The sequence below is a fragment of the Flavobacterium soli DSM 19725 genome (assembly GCF_000422705.1).
Taxonomy (GTDB): domain Bacteria; phylum Bacteroidota; class Bacteroidia; order Flavobacteriales; family Flavobacteriaceae; genus Flavobacterium; species Flavobacterium soli.
The window spans coordinates 259,250-277,739 of the sequence record NZ_KE383907.1 but is presented as its reverse complement, the minus strand read 5'-3'; the positions used below and the strand labels follow the sequence as shown (position 1 = coordinate 277,739).

The 18,490-nt window shown below is 34.5% G+C and carries 19 protein-coding genes; 8 read left to right on the top strand and 11 right to left on the bottom strand.

Features of this window, described 5'->3' with window-relative positions:
• Window positions 1-22 precede the first annotated feature (22 nt).
• Both dapA and G508_RS0116820 read right to left on the bottom strand, forming a co-directional pair.
• Entirely contained in the window at window positions 23-916 is an 894-nt protein-coding gene (dapA, locus tag G508_RS0116825; protein ID WP_026706402.1) for a 4-hydroxy-tetrahydrodipicolinate synthase, read from the bottom strand.
• A gap of 2 nt (window positions 917-918) precedes the next feature.
• On the bottom strand, window positions 919-1,422 hold the full coding sequence (locus tag G508_RS0116820; protein WP_245569886.1) for a DUF6913 domain-containing protein: 504 nt from the start codon (window positions 1,420-1,422) through the stop codon (window positions 919-921).
• A 64-nt stretch (window positions 1,423-1,486) separates the two neighbouring features.
• Here G508_RS0116820 and G508_RS0116815 point away from each other — a divergent pair, with 64 nt between their 5' ends.
• Together G508_RS0116815 and G508_RS0116810 are read left to right on the top strand one after the other, a co-directional pair.
• Window positions 1,487-2,266 (top strand): 5'-nucleotidase C-terminal domain-containing protein, encoded by a 780-nt coding sequence (locus G508_RS0116815; protein WP_026706400.1) that lies wholly within the window; start codon window positions 1,487-1,489, stop codon window positions 2,264-2,266.
• Window positions 2,267-2,300: 34 nt separating this feature from the next.
• Entirely contained in the window at window positions 2,301-3,218 is a 918-nt protein-coding gene (locus G508_RS0116810; RefSeq protein ID WP_026706399.1) for a bifunctional metallophosphatase/5'-nucleotidase, read from the top strand.
• A gap of 131 nt (window positions 3,219-3,349) precedes the next feature.
• Here the strand turns inward: G508_RS0116810 and ligA are convergent, their stop codons facing one another.
• The 5 genes from ligA to rpsF form a co-directional block, all read right to left on the bottom strand.
• The gene (gene ligA / locus G508_RS0116805; RefSeq protein ID WP_026706398.1) at window positions 3,350-5,350 is read right to left on the bottom strand and encodes an NAD-dependent DNA ligase LigA; all 2,001 of its coding nucleotides are present in this window, start codon (window positions 5,348-5,350) and stop codon (window positions 3,350-3,352) included.
• 77 nt (window positions 5,351-5,427) lie between these two features.
• Window positions 5,428-5,901: a DUF6495 family protein gene (locus G508_RS0116800; protein WP_026706397.1), complete on the bottom strand. Its 474-nt coding sequence runs from the start codon at window positions 5,899-5,901 to the stop codon at window positions 5,428-5,430.
• A 163-nt stretch (window positions 5,902-6,064) separates the two neighbouring features.
• The gene (gene rplI / locus G508_RS0116795) at window positions 6,065-6,505 is read right to left on the bottom strand and encodes a 50S ribosomal protein L9 (protein WP_026706396.1); all 441 of its coding nucleotides are present in this window, start codon (window positions 6,503-6,505) and stop codon (window positions 6,065-6,067) included.
• Window positions 6,506-6,567: 62 nt separating this feature from the next.
• The gene (gene rpsR, locus G508_RS0116790) at window positions 6,568-6,864 is read right to left on the bottom strand and encodes a 30S ribosomal protein S18 (protein WP_007138295.1); all 297 of its coding nucleotides are present in this window, start codon (window positions 6,862-6,864) and stop codon (window positions 6,568-6,570) included.
• A 5-nt stretch (window positions 6,865-6,869) separates the two neighbouring features.
• Complete coding sequence (gene rpsF / locus G508_RS0116785) at window positions 6,870-7,211, bottom strand: 30S ribosomal protein S6 (protein ID WP_026706395.1); 342 nt, start codon at window positions 7,209-7,211, stop codon at window positions 6,870-6,872.
• Window positions 7,212-7,380: 169 nt separating this feature from the next.
• Here rpsF and G508_RS0116780 point away from each other — a divergent pair, with 169 nt between their 5' ends.
• A complete protein-coding gene (locus G508_RS0116780; protein WP_026706394.1) occupies window positions 7,381-8,079 on the top strand; it encodes a LytR/AlgR family response regulator transcription factor in 699 nt (232 codons plus the stop codon).
• Here G508_RS0116780 and priA read toward each other — a convergent pair.
• From priA to nadC, 4 genes are all read right to left on the bottom strand, one after another.
• A complete protein-coding gene (gene priA / locus G508_RS0116775) occupies window positions 8,073-10,526 on the bottom strand; it encodes a replication restart helicase PriA (protein WP_026706393.1) in 2,454 nt (817 codons plus the stop codon). The two genes, G508_RS0116780 and priA, sit on opposite strands and share 7 nt — an antisense overlap.
• Window positions 10,527-10,622: 96 nt before the next feature.
• Window positions 10,623-11,048 (bottom strand): DUF2147 domain-containing protein, encoded by a 426-nt coding sequence (locus G508_RS0116770; protein ID WP_026706392.1) that lies wholly within the window; start codon window positions 11,046-11,048, stop codon window positions 10,623-10,625.
• A gap of 92 nt (window positions 11,049-11,140) precedes the next feature.
• Window positions 11,141-12,067, bottom strand: coding sequence for a YihY/virulence factor BrkB family protein (locus G508_RS0116765; protein ID WP_026706391.1), 927 nt, complete (start codon window positions 12,065-12,067; stop codon window positions 11,141-11,143).
• Window positions 12,068-12,069: 2 nt separating this feature from the next.
• The gene (nadC, locus tag G508_RS0116760) at window positions 12,070-12,927 is read right to left on the bottom strand and encodes a carboxylating nicotinate-nucleotide diphosphorylase (RefSeq protein WP_026706390.1); all 858 of its coding nucleotides are present in this window, start codon (window positions 12,925-12,927) and stop codon (window positions 12,070-12,072) included.
• A gap of 154 nt (window positions 12,928-13,081) precedes the next feature.
• Here nadC and G508_RS0116755 point away from each other — a divergent pair, with 154 nt between their 5' ends.
• Genes G508_RS0116755 through G508_RS0116735 form a run of 5 tightly spaced genes read left to right on the top strand, consistent with a single transcriptional unit; the run spans window position 13,082 to window position 18,254 of the window.
• Window positions 13,082-14,338: a voltage-gated chloride channel family protein gene (locus G508_RS0116755; RefSeq protein WP_026706389.1), complete on the top strand. Its 1,257-nt coding sequence runs from the start codon at window positions 13,082-13,084 to the stop codon at window positions 14,336-14,338.
• Between the two features lie 52 nt (window positions 14,339-14,390).
• Complete coding sequence (locus G508_RS0116750; RefSeq protein ID WP_026706388.1) at window positions 14,391-15,413, top strand: DHH family phosphoesterase; 1,023 nt, start codon at window positions 14,391-14,393, stop codon at window positions 15,411-15,413.
• On the top strand, window positions 15,400-16,023 hold the full coding sequence (gene gldI, locus G508_RS0116745; protein ID WP_026706387.1) for a gliding motility-associated peptidyl-prolyl isomerase GldI: 624 nt from the start codon (window positions 15,400-15,402) through the stop codon (window positions 16,021-16,023). Before G508_RS0116750 ends, gldI begins: the two co-directional genes overlap by 14 nt.
• A 15-nt stretch (window positions 16,024-16,038) precedes the next feature.
• On the top strand, window positions 16,039-17,154 hold the full coding sequence (locus G508_RS0116740; protein ID WP_026706386.1) for a peptidylprolyl isomerase: 1,116 nt from the start codon (window positions 16,039-16,041) through the stop codon (window positions 17,152-17,154).
• Window positions 17,155-17,177: 23 nt separating this feature from the next.
• Window positions 17,178-18,254 (top strand): peptidylprolyl isomerase, encoded by a 1,077-nt coding sequence (locus tag G508_RS0116735; protein WP_026706385.1) that lies wholly within the window; start codon window positions 17,178-17,180, stop codon window positions 18,252-18,254.
• The last annotated feature ends 236 nt before the right edge of the window (window positions 18,255-18,490 follow it).

The window sequence follows — 18,490 nt, the reverse complement described above, 5'->3', positions numbered from 1 at the left end:
ATCTTATTTTTTAATTTAAAATTTAGACCGTAACTGCTGATGCAATATTCTTTGTAAATGCTGAAATTCGGCTAGACAAATCTTGATCAACCGGAACCAACGGCAATCTAACCGTATTTTCAGACAAACCTAACGCTTTGTGAACTTCTTTGATTCCAGCAGGATTTCCTTGCTCAAAAATCATATCAATAGCATCTGCAATTTGATAATGCAATTCATAGGCTTCATCCACTTTTCGTTCAAGCCCAAGACGAACCATGTCTGAAAATTGCTTTGGAAAACCTTCTCCAATAACCGAAATAACTCCTGCTCCACCAGCTAAAACCATTGGCAAAGTTACCATATCATCTCCTGAAATTACAAGAAAATCTTTTGGTGCAGTCTGAATTAATTTCATCGCTTGAACAATGTCTCCAGCAGCTTCTTTGATCGCAATCACATTTTTGAATTCTTTTGCCAAACGAATTACCGTTGAAGGCAAAACATTACTTGCCGTTCTTCCCGGAACATTATATAAAATCACAGGAACAGGCGAAGCCTTTGCAATAGCGCTAAAATGCTGGTAAATTCCTTCCTGAGTTGGCTTGTTATAATAAGGAGAAACCGAAAGAATTGCAGCGAAATCTGAAAAATCTCTTGTTTTTAATTCCTCCACAACTTGTGCGGTATTGTTTCCTCCAACTCCCAAAACCAACGGCAATCTTCCTTTATTTGCCTCAACGATTGTCTTTATTACCAGTTCCTTTTCGTCATGAGTTAGTGTTGCAGGTTCTCCTGTTGTTCCTAAAACGACAAGATATTCAACACCACCATCAATTACAAAATTAACGATTCTTACCAGAGCTTCGGTATCAACCGAAAAATCTTTTTTGAACGGAGTAACAAGGGCAACGCCTGTACCAACAAATGATTGCATAATTATATTTTGTTTAAAATTTTGAGATACTTAAATAATTCATCGCTAAAAACTTTAAAATTTTCAGCATTGGTATTAATCATAAAATGGTTTAATCTTTTATCAATTGTAGAAAAACCAACTTTAAAAATTGCTTTAGATTGTTGTGTAGCCAATAACAATGGAGCTTTAGTCACATCATAATAACTAATCAACATATCGTATGGCTTGGATAAAAAATCAATTGCTTCATGCTGTTGAATTTCGCCATTCCAACTTACATCTTTCATGCTAAACGAAGGAAATTTCAAAACTTCGTTCTTCTTGAATTTATCATTATAAACCAACAATTTAATATTATTCTGGCTGATATCATTTTTAATTAATTCCTTGATTAAATTTTCTTTTTCGTTAAAATAACTCTCGTCAACTATAATTCCCACAGTATTTATTTTTGCATTTGAAAAATTACTGTTAACATTAAACACGCTATTTTTTAACTTTCTTTTTAAGAAAAAATTCTTCAAAAAATTTAAAAACATACTACTTTTACTTGAATTACAAAATTAATTAAACTAAGTCGCATTTCAGATGGTAAATCTAAAAAAGTCTAGTCTCTTATCGCATCATTTTGTTTTATTCTTAACATTTATTTTCCTAATCTCTTGTGGAGAAAAGAAAATTTTTGTCAATAAAATAGAGGGAAAACAAATTGCGATTACCAATACAATTCCTGAAGTTTCTGAAATCGACAATTTCATCAAACCTTATCGAGAAAAAATCAATAAGGATATGGACGAAGTTTTGGCTTATGCTCCAGAAACTTTGGAAAAAAGCAAAGGAGAATGGCAAACCACGATTGGAAATCTTCAGGCCGACATTACTTTAGCAAGTGCAAACAAAATTTTTAAGTCTAGAGAAAACAAATCGGTAGATGTTTGCTTGTTGAATCACGGTGGGATTCGCTCCGTAATCAGCAAGGGAAACGTAACGACTCGGACTGCTTTTGAGTTGATGCCTTTTGAAAACAGCCTTGTTGTCGTAGCCTTGAAAGGTGAACAGATTATAGAAATTGTAGATTATATCATTAAGGAGAAAAAACCACATCCTTTGGCAGGTTTGACTTTTATGATTGACAAGAATAATGTGGGTAAAAATATCTGGATTAACGGAAATCCTGTTGACGTAGAACAGATTTATTATGTTGCCACAAATGATTATTTATATAATGGTGGTGATAGTATGAATTTCTTCAAAAAAGGAACTGCAGTTTATGATTTGGATTACAAATTGAGAAATATCTGGATTGACTATTTTAAAGAAGTAGATACGATTCCAGTGATTAGAGATGAAAGAATTAGAAAAGAGTAGCAAATTAGAAGATTTGTTCCTTAAAAAAATAATAATGAAAAGAAGAGATTTTATACAAAAAACAGCTGCAAGTTCTGCTCTTTTGGCCTTTCCAAGTGTTCCTTTAATGGCTTTTGATTCGCCAACAAAAGTGAAACATCTTACGATTTTACACACAAATGATGTTCACAGTCACATCGACCCTTTTCCAGCAAGCGATGCCAAAAACCCTAATATGGGTGGCATTTCGCGACGTTCGGCTTTGGTAGAAAATATTCGAAAAGAGAATCCAAATGTATTATTATTAGATGCCGGCGATATTTTTCAGGGAACACCATATTTTAACTATTATGGAGGAGAATTGGAATTTAAGCTGATGAGTATGATGAAATATGACTTGGCGACGATGGGAAATCACGATTTTGACAATGGAATTGACGGATTTTATTCCCAATTGCCAAATGCCAATTTCGAGTTTGTTTCGGCAAATTATGATTTCAAGAATACGGTTTTAAATGAAATTGTAAAGCCGTATAAAATTTTTGAAAAAGACGGAATAAAAATTGGTGTTTTTGGACTTGGAGTTCAGCTTGAAGGATTGGTAGACAAGAAGAATTATAAAGAAACAGTTTATAATGATCCTGTAGAAATAAGTCAGGAAATGACCCGAATTCTAAAACATGAAAAGCGCTGCGACTTGGTAATTTGCTTATCACACTTGGGTTATCATTATAAAAATGAACCTGATAAAATTTCAGATTTAAATCTGGCAAAACTTACAAAAGACATTGATTTGATTATTGGCGGACACACCCATACTTTTCTAGATAAACCCACAATCGTAAAGAATTTGGAAGGAAAAGACGTTTTGGTAAACCAAGTAGGGTGCTACGGAATCAATCTTGGTCGAATTGATTTTTATTTTGATTCTGATAAAAATAAGACGAATCAAGGGAGAACGATTATTGTTTAAATACAGATTTCACAAATTTTCACAGATTTTAAACCATTAAGATATTAAGAAAAATTAAGCTAAAACTTAATGAAACTTAATATCTTAATGGTTTAAGTTTTGTTATCTGTGAAAACTTGTGAAATCTGTGTTTAATTACCAAGCATTGCAATAAAATCATCTTCTGAAATTATTGAAACATTCAGTTTGGTAGCTTTTTCTAATTTTGCTGGTCCCATATTATCTCCAGCAATCACATAATCGGTTTTGGCAGAGATAGAACTTCCTACTTTTCCTCCATTATCTTCGATTGCTTTCTTCAAATCATCACGAGAAAATTTAGCAAAAACACCTGAAACAACGAAAGTTTTGCCAACTAATTTATCGGTTGCATCTGGATTGAAAACGGTTTTGGTTTCGAGTTGAACGCCATAGTCTTTTAATCGTTGGATGATGATCTGATTTTCGGTATTTTCGAAAAATTCTATGACACTTTGTGCAATTCGTTCCCCAATTTCATCGACCAAAATTAGATCCATCAGGCTTGCATTCTTTAAATTATCGATGTTTTGATAATGCTTGGCTAATTTTTTAGCAACGGTTTCTCCAACATAGCGAATTCCCAAAGCAAACAAAACACGTTCAAACGGAACTTCTTTTGATTTCTCAATTCCATTAACCAAATTCTCAGCTGATTTTTGAGCCATTCGTTCCAAAGGAATGACTTGTTCAACCGTCAAATCGTATAAATCGGCATAATTATGCACTAGATCGTTATTGAAAAGCAAGGCAACCGTTTCTCCTCCCAAACCCTCAATATCCATTGCTTTTCGGGAAATATAATGTTGTATCCTACCGATAATCTGAGGTGGACAGCCATAAAAATTTGGACAATAATGCTGTGCTTCGCCTTCTTTTCTAATTAATTCGGCTTGGCACTCTGGACAACTTGTGATGTAAACTGTCGGAAGTAAATCTAACGAACGTTTTGTGAAATCGACACCAATAATCTTCGGGATGATCTCTCCTCCTTTTTCTACAAAAACCTCATCGCCTACGCGAATATCCAACTTTTCAATCTGATCGGCATTGTGCAAAGAAGCACGTTTCACGATAGTTCCAGCCAACTGAACTGGCTGCAAATTGGCTACTGGTGTAATCGCTCCCGTTCGTCCAACTTGATAAGAAATCGAATTCAATTTGGTAGAAACTTGTTCGGCTTTAAACTTATAGGCAACTGCCCAGCGAGGCGATTTTGCCGTGTAACCCAATTCATCTTGGTAATACAGATTATTTACTTTTACCACGACACCATCGGTTTCATAAGGCAAATCATGACGGTGAACATTCCAATAATCTATGAATTCAAAAACCTCATCGATACTTTTTACCAACTTCGCTTCCTTAGGAACTTTAAAGCCAAAACTTCTTGCTTTTTCCAAACTTTCGAAATGGGTTGCAAATTTCACATCATTTCCAATAAAAGTATACAATAAACAATCCAACGGACGTCTTGCTACCTCAGCACTATCCTGTAATTTCAAGCTTCCAGAAGCCGTATTTCTTGGGTTTGAATAAGGCGTTTCGCCACTCTCAATCAATTCTTGGTTCATTTTTGCAAAACCTTCAAGAGGCAAAATAATTTCTCCGCGAATTTCGAAACTATCCGGGAAATCTCCTTTCAATTGCAACGGAACAGAACGAATTGTCTTGATATTATTTGTTACTTCATCGCCTTGAAAACCATCGCCACGCGTCACGGCGCGTTTTAATTTTCCGTGTTCGTAGGTCATAGAAATCGAAGCTCCGTCGTATTTTAATTCACAAGTATATTCCAACGGAACATCTCCTAGCATCTTCTGGATTCTTTTTTCCCAATCCAAAACATCTTCTTTAGAATAAGAATTATCCAAAGAATACATTCTGTTTTTATGGGTAATGGTTTGGAAGTTTTTGGTAATCATTCCGCCTACTCTTTGAGTTGGGGAATTTTCATCAAAAAATTCAGGATGCTTATTTTCTAAATCTTGAAGTTCTTTCAGTTTTATATCAAAATCATAATCGGAAATGGTTGGATTGTCCAAAACATAATAATTATGATTATGAAGATTTAGCTCTTCGCGTAAAGATTGGATGGTTTCTTGAATGTCCATAAAAAAGAAATTGGCTATTTTAGTTCCTGTAAACAGACCACTAAAATAACCAATTTATGGTAAATATACCGATAAAATTACGACTCAATAATCGAAATAATTTGCTTGTATAATTGCCCATCGCTCAAGAAAGCACCTTGCTGGATCAATTGAAAAATAGACGGATTTCGTTCTTCTGTAAATTCTTTATTACCCACTTTCATTTCTACATTTTCAGTAAACATGTTGTCGCTCAACCATTGCAAACCGTCTTTTGTCAGAAAATCAATTTCTGGATTCAACGATTTCAACACGATTGAATGTACGTGAGTTTCCTTACAATGAAAAAGAAAGATATAATTTTTAGAAAAATGTTCCAAATATTCTGCTCTTGTCAAAACACCTTCCCAAATTAAATCTGAGAAAACATCCAATTCTTGCTCGGCAATTTGAGGCTGTTCTTCCTTAATTTTGTCCCATTCGGCCTTATCGATAGACTGGGTTGCCAGAAAATTTACAAATTCTGGATGCAATTCTTCGAATTGTTCTTTTGTTAATCTTGTGTATTTCATTTTAGGTTTTGGGTTCAAGGTTTAAGGTTTAAGGTTTAAGGTTTAAGGTTTAAGGAAAAACTCTTTTACCATAAAATTAAAATTCTTAATTCAATTTTAAATAAAAAAAATCCCGATTTCGTTTTTCAACGCATCGGGATTTGATATTTCAAGTTGAAAAATATTATTTCTCAGCTACGATTTCGTAAGGTAATTCAATGATTACATCTCTGTGAAGTCTAACGCTAGCAGTATATTTACCTGTACGTTTAACGATTCCAGAAGTAATGAATTTTCTGTCAATTTCTTGACCACCTTTTGCTAAAGCTTCAGCGATGTCGATATTGGTTACAGAACCAAATAATTTTTCACCACCTGCTTTTGCAGAAATCTTAATTTCGATAGCTTTCAAAGTTTCAGCCAAAGCTTTTGCATCAGCAATTACTTTTGCTTCTTTATGAGCTCTTTGTTTTAGGTTTTCAGCCAATACTTTCTTTGCAGAAGGTGTAGCTAAAGAAGCGAATCCTTGAGGAATCAAGAAATTACGACCGTAACCAGCTTTCACTGAAACTACATCATCTTTAAATCCTAAATTTGCTACGTCTTGTTTTAATATAAGTTCCATGTTGTTGTCCTTATTATAGAAGTTAGCCCGCCACTGGCGAGGCAACAACTGTTGTTTTTAAATTATTTTAATAAATCGGCCACGTATGGCATTAAAGCTAAATGTCTTGCTCTTTTCACAGCTACTGACACTTTTCTTTGGTATTTCAATGAAGTTCCAGTTAAACGACGTGGAAGAATTTTTCCTTGCTCGTTAACGAATTTCAATAGGAAATCTGCATCTTTATAATCGATATATTTGATTCCAGATTTTTTGAAACGACAATACTTTTTAGTTTTGTTTGTTTCGATGTTCAAAGGCGTTAAATATCTGATATCTCCGTCTTTTTTTCCTGAAGCTGATTGTTGTAATGTTGCCATAATAATTATGCTTTAGCTGCTTTTAGTTTTGCTCTTCTTCTTTCTGCCCAAGAGATTGCATGTTTGTCAAGACTTACAGTCAAGAAACGCATTACTCTTTCGTCACGTCTAAATTCAGTTTCAAAAGCAATTAAAACCTCAGCTGCTACTTTGAATTCGAATAAATGGTAAAAACCACTTTTTTTGTTTTGGATTTCATAGGCCAATTTTTTTAGTCCCCAATCCTCTTTTGATACCATCTCTGCTCCTCTACTCGTAAGAAAATCTTCGAATTTGCTTACTGTTTCCTTTACCTGTACTTCAGATAAAACGGGATTCAAGATGAAAACAGTCTCATAATGATTCATAATAATATATTTTATTTGTTATAAAATTGGGTGCAAAAGTAAACATTTATTTTTAATGAGCAAATTAGATTTGTTTTTATTCGATGAATTGCAATTTTTTTTCAAAAAAAGTAGTAGTTATATTAAAAAAAAATATACTTTTAAATTCTCCAAATATATTGGTCCATTTATGAAGCTCAGTTGTGTTATTGTAGACGATAGTTCTATCCAAAGAATGATTGTTAGTAAGCTAGCAAACAATCATCCTAATCTCATTCTTGTCGGCGAATTTTCGAATGCGATTGAAGCGAAAAATTTCATGTCCTATACTTCTATCGACTTATTATTCCTAGATGTTGAAATGCCAATCGTGAGTGGTTTTGATTTTTTGGATAATTTAAAAGTCAAACCTCAAGTGATTTTTATTACCTCAAAACCTGAATATGCCGTTAAAGCATTCGATTATGATGCTACAGATTATTTACAAAAACCTATAACTGCGGTTCGTTTCGAAGCTTCTGTAAAACGAGCTTTAAATATGCAATTACTAATAAATGAAAGTCTTGAGGAAGATGGCGATCATATTTTCATCAAAAGCAAGCTTAAAAATTTAAAGGTTTTTACCTCCAAAATAAAATGGGTGGAAGCCTATGGGGATTATGTAAAGGTAATAACGGACGACGAAAATCATTTGGTTTTATCCACCATGAAAGCTTTTGAAAACGATTTACCAAAGGATAAATTCATCCGTGTTCACAAATCATTTATAGTGAACATCGACAAGATTGACAAGTTCAACAGCAAATTTGCCGAAATTGGTGCTTCAAAAATTCCTCTGAGCAGGAACAAGAAAGAAGAACTAAAAAAAGCAATTGAAGATTCTCAATAAAAGTCAACATTTACCACCACTTTTATAGCCCTATATTGGGCAACCGTTTCAAAACTGTTCAGGATTTTCTGGACATTTTTTTTGGCCGCTCCAATGGAGGATTGCTGAGGAATCTTGATCATAATGGTTCTAATATATTCATTCCTTATTCTGCTAATCGGTGGTTCTTCGGGACCTAAAACCGGAATCCCTAAATTTTGATGAAGCACCTGAAACAACCACATCGAACCTTCTTTCAATTTCTCAAAATCACGATGCTTGAGTGTGATCTTTATCAAACGAAAAAACGGCGGATATTTATAAATCTGACGCTCATATAATTGTTCCTTATACATTCTTACAAAATCATTATTGGTAACCTGCTGAATCGTGTTATGATCGGGATTATAAGTTTGAATGATGACTTTTCCACGTTTTTCAGATCGTCCTGCCCTACCCGAAACTTGCGTCATCATTTGATAACTCCTTTCAAAGGCACGAAAATCAGGATGATACAGCATATTATCTGCATTCATAATTCCGACTAAAGAAACATTATCAAAATCCAAACCTTTCGCCAGCATTTGGGTTCCCACCAAAATATCAATTTCACGATTCTTAAAACTGTCGATGATTCTTTCGAACCCAAATTTCCCTCTCGTAGTATCTTGGTCCATTCTTCCAATTTTTGAATTCGGAAAAAGCTGAATCAATTCCTGTTGGATTTGTTCGGTTCCGAATCCTTTTGTGGTCAAATCGACACTCGAACACACATGGCAATTGGTTGGATTTGCCATCGAGTAACCACAATAATGACAACGTAATTGGTTTTTATGCTTATGATAGGTCAAACTAACATCGCATTGTTGGCATTGCGGCACATGTCCACACGTCATGCATTCTACAACAGGCGAAAATCCTCTGCGATTTTGAAACAAGATAATTTGTTCGCCAAGCGATAAGGCTTCGGTAATATTTTCAATCAAGACATCACTAAAATGACCCGTCATTCTTTTACGGAAGTATTTGTCTTTTAAATCCACCAATTCTATTTCGGGCATCATGACATTTCCAAATCGCTCCGTAATTTCTACAAGTCCATATTTTTCGGATTTTGCATTGAAATAGGTCTCAATACTTGGCGTTGCCGAACCCAAAACAACTTTAGTCTTATGAGCATTTGCTAAAACCACCGAAGCATCTCGGGCATGATAGCGAGGTGCTGGATCCTGTTGTTTGAAGGTTTGCTCATGTTCTTCATCTACAATGATAAGACCTAAATTATTGAAAGGCAAAAACAAGGCCGACCTCGCTCCTATCACTATTTGGGCTTTTTCGGAATCTTGCAAAAGCTGGTTCCAAACTTCAACACGTTCATTATTGCTGTATTTTGAATGAAAAACGGCCACTTTATTCCCAAAATAAGCTGTTAATCGGCCAACCAATTGAGTTGTTAGGGCGATTTCTGGCAGAAGATATAGAATCTGCTTTCCTTCTTTCAAATACTTCTCAATAAGCTTGATGTAGATTTCTGTTTTTCCGCTAGAAGTTACACCATGCAAAAGCGTTACTTCTTTAGTTTTAAAACTTGAAATGATTTCATCGAAAGCATTTTGCTGAGCTTTACTTAAAACTAAGTTTTTTTCTTTTTGATTTTCATCAAAATTAACCCTGTCGATTTGAATATGGTACTCTTCGAATATTTCCTTATCAATCAACGTTTTAATCACGGTTGAAGTTGTACCCGAAGCTTCAAGTAACATTTTCACCGAAATAGGTTTGTGTTTTTCTGTAGCAGTCAATTGAAAATAGCTCAAAACGATTTCCTTTTGCTTGTTGGCGTTTTTCAACGTATCCAATAGTTGACCCAAACCTTCATCTGAATTAAACTTTTGATGCAATCGAACATATCGGATGAGTTTTGGCTTATACACTTCGGACATTTCTTCCTCCAAGAAAAGAATATTTTTTTGAATAAGTTTTTGAATAACCGGCAACACATTTTTCTTGCCTAGAATTGCTACAATGTCCTGAATCTTTAATGACGATTGATGTTGCAAAGCTTCGTATATTAGAAATTCATCGTCAGAAAACTGGCTTTCATCAACGAATGATGCTGTTTTTTGAGAAATTATAGTTTCGCTTTCCAGCAAAAAAGCCGATGGCATTGCACCTCTGTAAACGTCGCCAATGGCACACATATAATAGGACGCAATCCAGAGCCAATGCTTAATTTGGATTTCGTTGACAATTGGAGTTTCATCCAGAATTTGATGAATTTCTTTTGCATCGTATAAAGTGGGTGCGTTTTGATGGATATCAATTACAAGTGCTGTATATATTTTGTTTTTACCAAAAGGAACAGCAACTCGAAAACCCTTTTTGAGATAATTATATTCAGTTTCTGAAACTGAATACGTAAAGGTTTTGGAGAGCGAAAGCGGTAAAATTACTTCGATGAAATGCATTTTGGGTATTAAGGTATTGGGTATATGGTGTTAGACTTATGATTATGGCAATTAGTTAGAAAATCTTTCAATCTTTCAATCTTTGAATCTTTGAATTTATTTAACCCGATGCCAATACTGTGTTCGACCGAATAAGGAAATCCCAATATAACCTCTAACTTTTAGCTTATCATCACTTTCGAGATTGATGTAGCATTTATAAAATTTTCCATGTTTGGGGTCCAGGATTTTTCCTCCATTATATTCTTTGCCATCTTTTTTAAGGCCTTTAATAACTGTCAATCCAAGGATAGGCTTGTCTTTATCTTCACCTGGACAACTTTCGCACGTTCGGTTTTTGTTTTTTGGATTGAGTATTTCAATTACTCTTCCATAAATTTTATTGTTTTCTTCATAGATCTCGACAATGGCGAGTGCTTTTCCCGTTTCGTCGTCGATGGATTTCCATTTTCCGATAACGGTTTTTTGAGCATAAGTTGATGTGATGAATAATGTGACAATTAATAAAAAAACGTTCTTCATAACCGTGATGTTTTAGCCCCGATAGTAGTGGAAATCCTTTTTCCTGCTTCTTTAGCAGGGAAAAGATTGGAACGGATAGCGGGAAATAGCTCCTAATTAAACAAATTTCTTCTTTTTAATCTGTTGATGGTGGCGTTGAGTTCGAAACCTAATAAAAGGATCATGCAATTTAACCAAATATAGAACATCATGATCAAAAGTGTACCGATTGATCCATAAAGTTCATTATATTTTGAAAATCGAACTACCCAAATTCCGAAAGCATAAGAGGATAAAATGATGAGAACCGTTGTAAATACTGATCCTATGGAGATAAACGAATTCTTTTTTGTTTCTTTTGTTCCGAATTTAAAAAGTATAGAGGTTGTGACCAAAATCATGAGCATAAAAAACACATATCGACCGATAACGATGATTTGGATATTGTCATTAAAGACGTCTTGTATTTTTATTTTTTGGATAAAAACCTCAAAAATAACGATTGTTGCTACTGTAAATATCAGCAGAAATGTAAGCAATAGAGACATGGCCAAGGCTACAAAATATTGCCTGAAAAAGCCGCGTTTAATCAAGACGTGATGCGAATTTTCGAAACCTCCAAGAATGGCATTCAAACCATTGGCCATCAAAAAACTAGACAATATAAAACCTGACGAAAGCAAATCTCCATAACTATTATTGGTAATATCTTGAATAATAGAGGAAATAGCTTCAAAAGTATTTGGCGGAACACTTTCTTCTACAAACCGAAGAAAATCCTCCTTAAATCCTTCTATTGGGATAAAGGGAATTAAGTTTAAAATGAAAAGTGCAAACGGAAAAAGTGCCATAAAAAAGCTAAAAGCAATGGCTCCCGCACGATAAGAAATCGCTCCTTGTGCAATTCCGATGCCATATAATTCGAGTAAATCATAGAAAGACAAGCCTTCGAGCCAAGGCAATTTTATGTGTTTTGTAAAGTACATAAGATTCCTTGCAACAGGTATTTTCTTTATTTGATTTTCTATCTTTTCAGACATAATTATATCGCTTTCAGGCTCAAATCCATATTATAAATCGAATGCGTCAAGGCTCCAGAAGAAATAAAATCCACACCACATTCGGCATAATTTCGAATCGTTTTTTCGTTGATATTTCCTGAAGATTCGGTCAAGCATTTATCCCCAATTAAGGCTACAGCTTTTTTGGTATCTTCAAAATTGAAATTATCAATCAGAATCCTGTAAACACCTTCGCTTTGCAGAATTTCCTTGATCTCATCCAAATTTCTGGCTTCAACAATTATTTTTAAATCTAGATTGTTTTCTTTTAGGTAATTTTTCGTTTTTTCGATGGCTTTTGTAATTCCGCCTGCAAAATCGTTGTGGTTATCTTTGAGCATTACCATATCGTACAAGGCAAAACGATGATTCTCGCCCCCACCAATCTTAACGGCCCATTTTTCGGGAGCTCGAAAACCTGGAGTGGTTTTTCGTGTATCGAGAATCTTGGTTTTTGTTCCTTCAAGAAGTTGAACGTATTTATTGGTTTTTGTCGCAATCGCACTCATTCGTTGCATTGAATTCAAAACAACACGCTCGGATTTTAGTATGGATTGTGAACTTCCTTCAACGTGAAAAACAATATCGCCATATTTTACTGGTGTTCCGTCGTTGATAAAGGTTTCTATTTTTAAATTCGGATCTACATAATTAAAAATCATCTTGGCAAATTCTACACCAGCAATGATTCCGTCTTCCTTGACTAACAATTTAGCTTTTCCCTTTGCATCAGCTGGAATACAGGCCAATGAACTGAAATCGCCAGGACCAACATCTTCCCTAATTGCGTTTTCGATGAGTAGTTTTAGTTCGTTTTGAAATTGAGTATCCGAAATCATAGCTTTATTTAAATGTTGTGCTAAAATACAAAAAACGGTTTAGGTTTGAGATTTTGATTGATTTTTAATACGCTTAAAAAAAGTGAATTGAAAATCCATATTCTTACATTTTTAGAAAATAGCTTACTTTAGCACAATCGAATTGACTTGAAAAATGCGTTTTAAATCCGAGAATTCCCTTTTTTATCGAGTTTTCAAATGGCTAATCATCTGCTTAATAGTGGGAGTTTTGGCTGGTTCAAGTTCGGCATTATTTTTAGTTTCGCTTGAATTTGTTACCAATTATAGAATAATTCATCCTTGGATTTTGTTCCTTTTACCACTTGGTGGACTAATAATCGGGCTGATGTATCATTATTTTGGAAAAGGAGTTGCAAAAGGAAACAACGTGATTTTGGAAGAATATGAAAATCCAACTGAAATTATACCTTTAAAAATGGCTCCTTTGGTCTTAATTGGAACTTTGATTACACATCTTTTTGGAGGTTCTGCCGGACGTGAAGGAACGGCTGTCCAAATGAGTTCTGCAATTGCCGATCAATTTTCAGGTATTTTCAAACTATCAAAATCCGAAAGAAAAACAATATTAATTATTGGTATCAGTGCTGGATTTGCATCAGTTTTTGGTACACCTTTAACAGGAGCTGTTTTTGCAATCGAAGTTTTATACTTCAGTAAAATCAATTATAAAAGTATTGTTCCATCATTTATCGTGGCCTATATTGCTTATTTTACGGTTGAAGTTTGGCAAGTTTCGCATACACATTATAGTATTCCAAATGTTCCTTCTTTAGATTTCATTTCTCTTTTCTGGATTATTTTTGCTGGAATCCTATTTGGTTTGGCTTCCATGCTTTTTTCAAAATCCACTCGCTTTTTTACTGAAACATTTTCAAAACATATCAAATATCCTCCTTTAAGACCCTTTATCGGAGGAATTATATTTGTAGTTGTCATTTATTTTACTGGAACCACACAATTTTTGGGCTTAGGAATTCCAACTATCGTCAATTCCTTTGAAATCCAACAAGATTTTTCTGTTTTTATCTTAAAGATACTATTTACGGCATTCACCCTTGGAGTTGGTTTCAAAGGTGGCGAAGTAACTCCGCTATTCTTTATTGGAGCGACATTGGGAAGTGCCTTGTCCTTTTTTGTGCCATTGCCAGTTGCTTTATTGGCGGGAATGGGTTTCGTAGCCGTTTTTTCGGGAGCGACTCATACTCCAATAGCATGTACGATTATGGGAATGGAATTATTTGGCTATGAATGCGGAATCTATGTTGGAATTGCTTGTGTTGTAGCCTATTTTTCATCGGGTTACATCGGGATTTATGAATCTCAAATCATAAAAGGTCCAAAACACCATCTCTATCAACGATTCAATTCTAAAAAAATGGAAAATCTTTAGTTTCTATAATTCGTAAATCACAATTAAACAAAAAACCGTATTTTCGCATCCTATGAAAAACGAAGATATAGAAGCAATTAAAGATTTGCTTTCGACACCTAAAAAAATTGCTATCATACCGCACCGAAGTCCAGATGGAGACGCGATGGGTTCCACACTTGGATTGTATCACTTTTTGTTGCAACTCAACCACGAACCAATTGTTATCGCTCCAAATGAATTTCCGGATTTTTTGGCTTGGCTTCCAGGTTCAGAAAATGTTCTGATTTTTGAAAAAGACAAAGAAAACACCACTAAAATTCTCCAGGAATCAGATTTGATTTTTACATTAGATTTCAATGCTTTACACCGTGTTGGAGAAATGGAAAACGTGTTGAACAAGCTTGAAGTTCCGTTTATCATGATCGATCACCATCAAAAACCGGATGATTATGCAAAATATAGATATTCTGATACTTCGTATGGCTCAACTTGCGAAATGTTATATCATTTTATCGTTTTTCTTGGACATAAAAATTTAATAGACAAAACAGTTGCCACTTGTATTTATACAGGGATTGTAACCGATTCTGGTTCATTCCGATTCCCTTCGACAACAAGTACTACTCATCGAGTTGTAGCCGATTTGATTGATATCGGAATTGAAAATGGTGACGTTCACAATTCACTTTTTGACAATAATTCTTACAATCGATTATTATTATTGGGACAAGCACTCCAAAATTTGAAACTTTTTCCTCAATATAAAACTTCCTATATTACGCTTTCGCAGAAGGAGCTCGATACTTACAATTATGTTAAAGGTGATACCGAAGGCATTGTAAATTACGGTTTAACTATAAAAGGAATCATTTTTGCTGCTATTTTTATCGAACACCGAGATGAAAATATCATCAAGATTTCATTCCGTTCCCAAGGTAATTTTGATGTAAATCAATTTGCAAGAGACCATTTTAATGGTGGCGGACATATTAATGCAGCAGGCGGAAAATCCTATCTATCATTGAAAGATACGGTAACAAAGTTCGAAAATATTATCAAAACTATTATGATAAATGAAGATGAATCTAAGTAAAAAAATAATCCTTCTGGCAATTGGCACACTTTTAGTAAGCTGTACCAAGCAACAAGCCAGAAAACCAATTTCGCAGACATCGGGAACTTTTATGAAAGAATCTGTAGACCGAAATATCAAACTTATTGCTGGAGAAGAAGCTCTTATTGATTCTGTAATCAAAAGCAATCCAAAAGTAGAATATTTGGCTTCCAAAAAAGGCTATTGGTATTTTTATGAAGTAAAAAACACCAAGGACACTTTAACTCCAAAGCGAGGCGATGTTGCTTTTTTTGATTACAATATCAAAGATTTGAATGGAAACGTCATTTATTCAGAAGTTGAGCTTCGACCACAAAGTTATCTTGTAGACAAGCAAAATATCTTGATGGGTTTGCGTGATGGTATCAAATTGATGAAAAAAAATGAAAAAGTAACCTTTCTTTTTCCTTCCCACATGGGCTTTGGATATAGAGGTGATAACGATAGAATTGGTCCGAACTTACCAATTGTTTGTACTGTTACTTTGAGGGATTTCAAACCTGATGATAGACCAAAAATTCCAGCAAAACCCAAAGTAGGAGAAACTATACAAACCGAGACTATAAAAACTGAAACTAAACCTGAATAATAAATTTTAAAAAGAATGAAAAAAAGATTATTTCTGTTATTGACTTTATCGGTTGCACTTTTTTCCTGTAACGACAAATACAGCGAACTTCCCGATGGATTATATGCTGAAATTGCAACTGGAAAAGGCGACATTATCGTTCAGCTAGAATTCGAAAAAACACCAGTTACTGTGGCAAACTTCGTTACTCTTGCCGAAGGAAAAAATACTTTCGTAAATGAAAAATTCAAAGGAAAACCTTTTTATAACGGACTCAAATTTCATAGGGTTTTAGCAAATTTCATGATTCAAGGTGGTGATCCACTAGGAAATGGTTCTGGAGACACTGGCTATAAATTCAAGGATGAAATTACGGATTTAAAACATAGTGGTCCTGGAACTTTATCCATGGCAAATTCTGGTCCAGCAACAAACAGCAGCCAGTTTTTCATCACTCATGTTGAAACGCCTTGGCTGGACGGAAAACATACCGTTTTTGGTCACGTAGTTGAAAACGGAATGGAAACGGTAAACAAAATTGTTCAGGATGATACTATAGTTTCGATTACAATTATTAGAAAAGGTGAAGCTGCAAAGAAATTTGATGCCGTAAAAGTTTTCAGTGATTATTTTGCAAATGAAGCTGAAAACCTTAAAAAACAAGCTTTGATTGAAGCGGAGGAAAAAAGAATCTACAACGAAAAATTCAAAGCCGTAATCGAAGAAAAAACAGCTTTTCATGCCAAAAATAAAGCTACATCAACTAAAACCAAAACTGGTCTGCAATATAGTATTGTAAAAAAGGGAACAGGAAAAAAACCTGCAAGCGGAACTCAAATCTTTATCCACTATGCTGGTTTCTTTGAAGATGGAACTTTGTTTGACAGTAGCATTGAGTCCGTTGCACAGCAATTTGGAAAGCATGACCAAGTGAGAGCCGCCCAAGGTGGTTATAATCCAATCGCTTTTGTAGCTGGAACAAAAAGTGGTATGATTCCTGGCTTTATAGAAGGAATCGAGCAGCTATCTCTTGGAGATAAAGCTATCTTATTTATACCATCCAATCTTGCATACGGAGAAGCTGGTGCTGGTGGAGGAATCATCCCACCAAATTCAAACCTTATCTTTGAAATTGAACTATTAGAAAAATAAGCATAATTTAAACCGAAAATAAAATGAAAATAAAACTTCTAGGCTTCTTATTTTTAGCCATGACTACTGGAGTATTTGCACAAGAATCGTCAAAAAAGGCAGCTCCAAAAAAAACAACTAGTTCTAAAAAAGCAGTTGCTCCACAACCTGGGGATGGTTTATTTGCAACAATTGAAACTAATAAAGGAAACATCACTTTAGAGCTCGAATACCAAAAAACGCCTATAACGGTTGCTAATTTTGTGTCTTTGGCAGAAGGAACAAACGCTTTTGTAAAAGATGCTAAATTAAAAGGAAAACCTTTTTATGATGGTCTAAAGTTTCATCGTGTCATCAAGAATTTCATGATTCAAGGTGGTGATCCGCTTGGAAATGGTTCTGGAAATCCAGGTTATAAATTCAAAGACGAATTCACTGATTTGAAACACAGTTCAGAAGGAATTTTGTCAATGGCAAATTCTGGTCCCGCTACAAACGGAAGCCAGTTTTTTATTACACACAAAGCAACACCACACTTGGACGGAATGCATACAGTTTTTGGCCATGTAACTAGCGGAATGGAAATCGTGAATGCAATTGAACAAAATGATGTGATTATGAAAGTAACCATCACAAGAAAAGGTGCTTTAGCCAAAAAATTCGATGCTGCAAAAGTGTTTTCAGATTATTTTAGCAACAAAGATGCGGCTGAAAAAGCCGAAGCTCAGAAAGAAGCTGAATTAAGAGCCGTTACCAATGCCAAAGCTCTAAAAGAATTTGCCAACGGAAAAACAACAGCAAGCGGTATCAAATATATTGTTTTGAAAGAAGGAACTGGAGCAAAACCAGTTGCAACAAGTAATGTAAAAGTGCATTATACAGGAACTTTGGTTGATGGAAAAGTTTTCGACAGCAGTGTAGAAAGAGGTGAGCCAATTGATTTTGGATTAAACCAAGTTATTCCTGGTTGGACAGAAGGTTTGCAATTAATGACGGAAGGGTCTAAATACAAATTTTATATTCCCTATAACTTGGCTTATGGAGACAGAGCCAGAGGGAATGTAATTCCTGCAAAAAGTGACTTGATTTTTGAAGTAGAACTCATCAAAATCAACAACTAACAACTTTAAAGAAAGCCATTAAGATTCAATTTTAATGGCTTTTTTAAAAATCAATTTTCACACAATGATTCAAAACTAAAAAAAATATTTTCATAATTATCTTTTAAATTTTAGAATGGTAATAAATTTTTATATAGTTTTGCATCATAATACAACAACAAATAAAATGTTTCAAAATCAATTACATCATCATCTTCATACTTGCACTCAAGCGAGATGGATATGATTTGTTTGTA

Coding starts and splice junctions, on each gene's coding strand:
- G508_RS0116800 (WP_026706397.1), bottom strand. CDS start 5,901: ATGAAATACACAAGATTAACAAAAGAACAATTCGAAGAATTGCATCCA.
- G508_RS0116750 (WP_026706388.1), top strand. CDS start 14,391: ATGAAAAACGAAGATATAGAAGCAATTAAAGATTTGCTTTCGACACCT.
- G508_RS0116740 (WP_026706386.1), top strand. CDS start 16,039: ATGAAAAAAAGATTATTTCTGTTATTGACTTTATCGGTTGCACTTTTT.
- G508_RS0116770 (WP_026706392.1), bottom strand. CDS start 11,048: ATGAAGAACGTTTTTTTATTAATTGTCACATTATTCATCACATCAACT.
- gldI (WP_026706387.1), top strand. CDS start 15,400: ATGAATCTAAGTAAAAAAATAATCCTTCTGGCAATTGGCACACTTTTA.
- rpsR (WP_007138295.1), bottom strand. CDS start 6,864: ATGGCAACATTACAACAATCAGCTTCAGGAAAAAAAGACGGAGATATC.
- ligA (WP_026706398.1), bottom strand. CDS start 5,350: ATGGACATTCAAGAAACCATCCAATCTTTACGCGAAGAGCTAAATCTT.
- G508_RS0116755 (WP_026706389.1), top strand. CDS start 13,082: ATGCGTTTTAAATCCGAGAATTCCCTTTTTTATCGAGTTTTCAAATGG.
- dapA (WP_026706402.1), bottom strand. CDS start 916: ATGCAATCATTTGTTGGTACAGGCGTTGCCCTTGTTACTCCGTTCAAA.
- G508_RS0116735 (WP_026706385.1), top strand. CDS start 17,178: ATGAAAATAAAACTTCTAGGCTTCTTATTTTTAGCCATGACTACTGGA.
- G508_RS0116780 (WP_026706394.1), top strand. CDS start 7,381: ATGAAGCTCAGTTGTGTTATTGTAGACGATAGTTCTATCCAAAGAATG.
- G508_RS0116810 (WP_026706399.1), top strand. CDS start 2,301: ATGAAAAGAAGAGATTTTATACAAAAAACAGCTGCAAGTTCTGCTCTT.
- priA (WP_026706393.1), bottom strand. CDS start 10,526: ATGCATTTCATCGAAGTAATTTTACCGCTTTCGCTCTCCAAAACCTTT.
- G508_RS0116815 (WP_026706400.1), top strand. CDS start 1,487: ATGGTAAATCTAAAAAAGTCTAGTCTCTTATCGCATCATTTTGTTTTA.
- rplI (WP_026706396.1), bottom strand. CDS start 6,505: ATGGAACTTATATTAAAACAAGACGTAGCAAATTTAGGATTTAAAGAT.
- G508_RS0116765 (WP_026706391.1), bottom strand. CDS start 12,067: ATGTCTGAAAAGATAGAAAATCAAATAAAGAAAATACCTGTTGCAAGG.
- rpsF (WP_026706395.1), bottom strand. CDS start 7,211: ATGAATCATTATGAGACTGTTTTCATCTTGAATCCCGTTTTATCTGAA.
- nadC (WP_026706390.1), bottom strand. CDS start 12,927: ATGATTTCGGATACTCAATTTCAAAACGAACTAAAACTACTCATCGAA.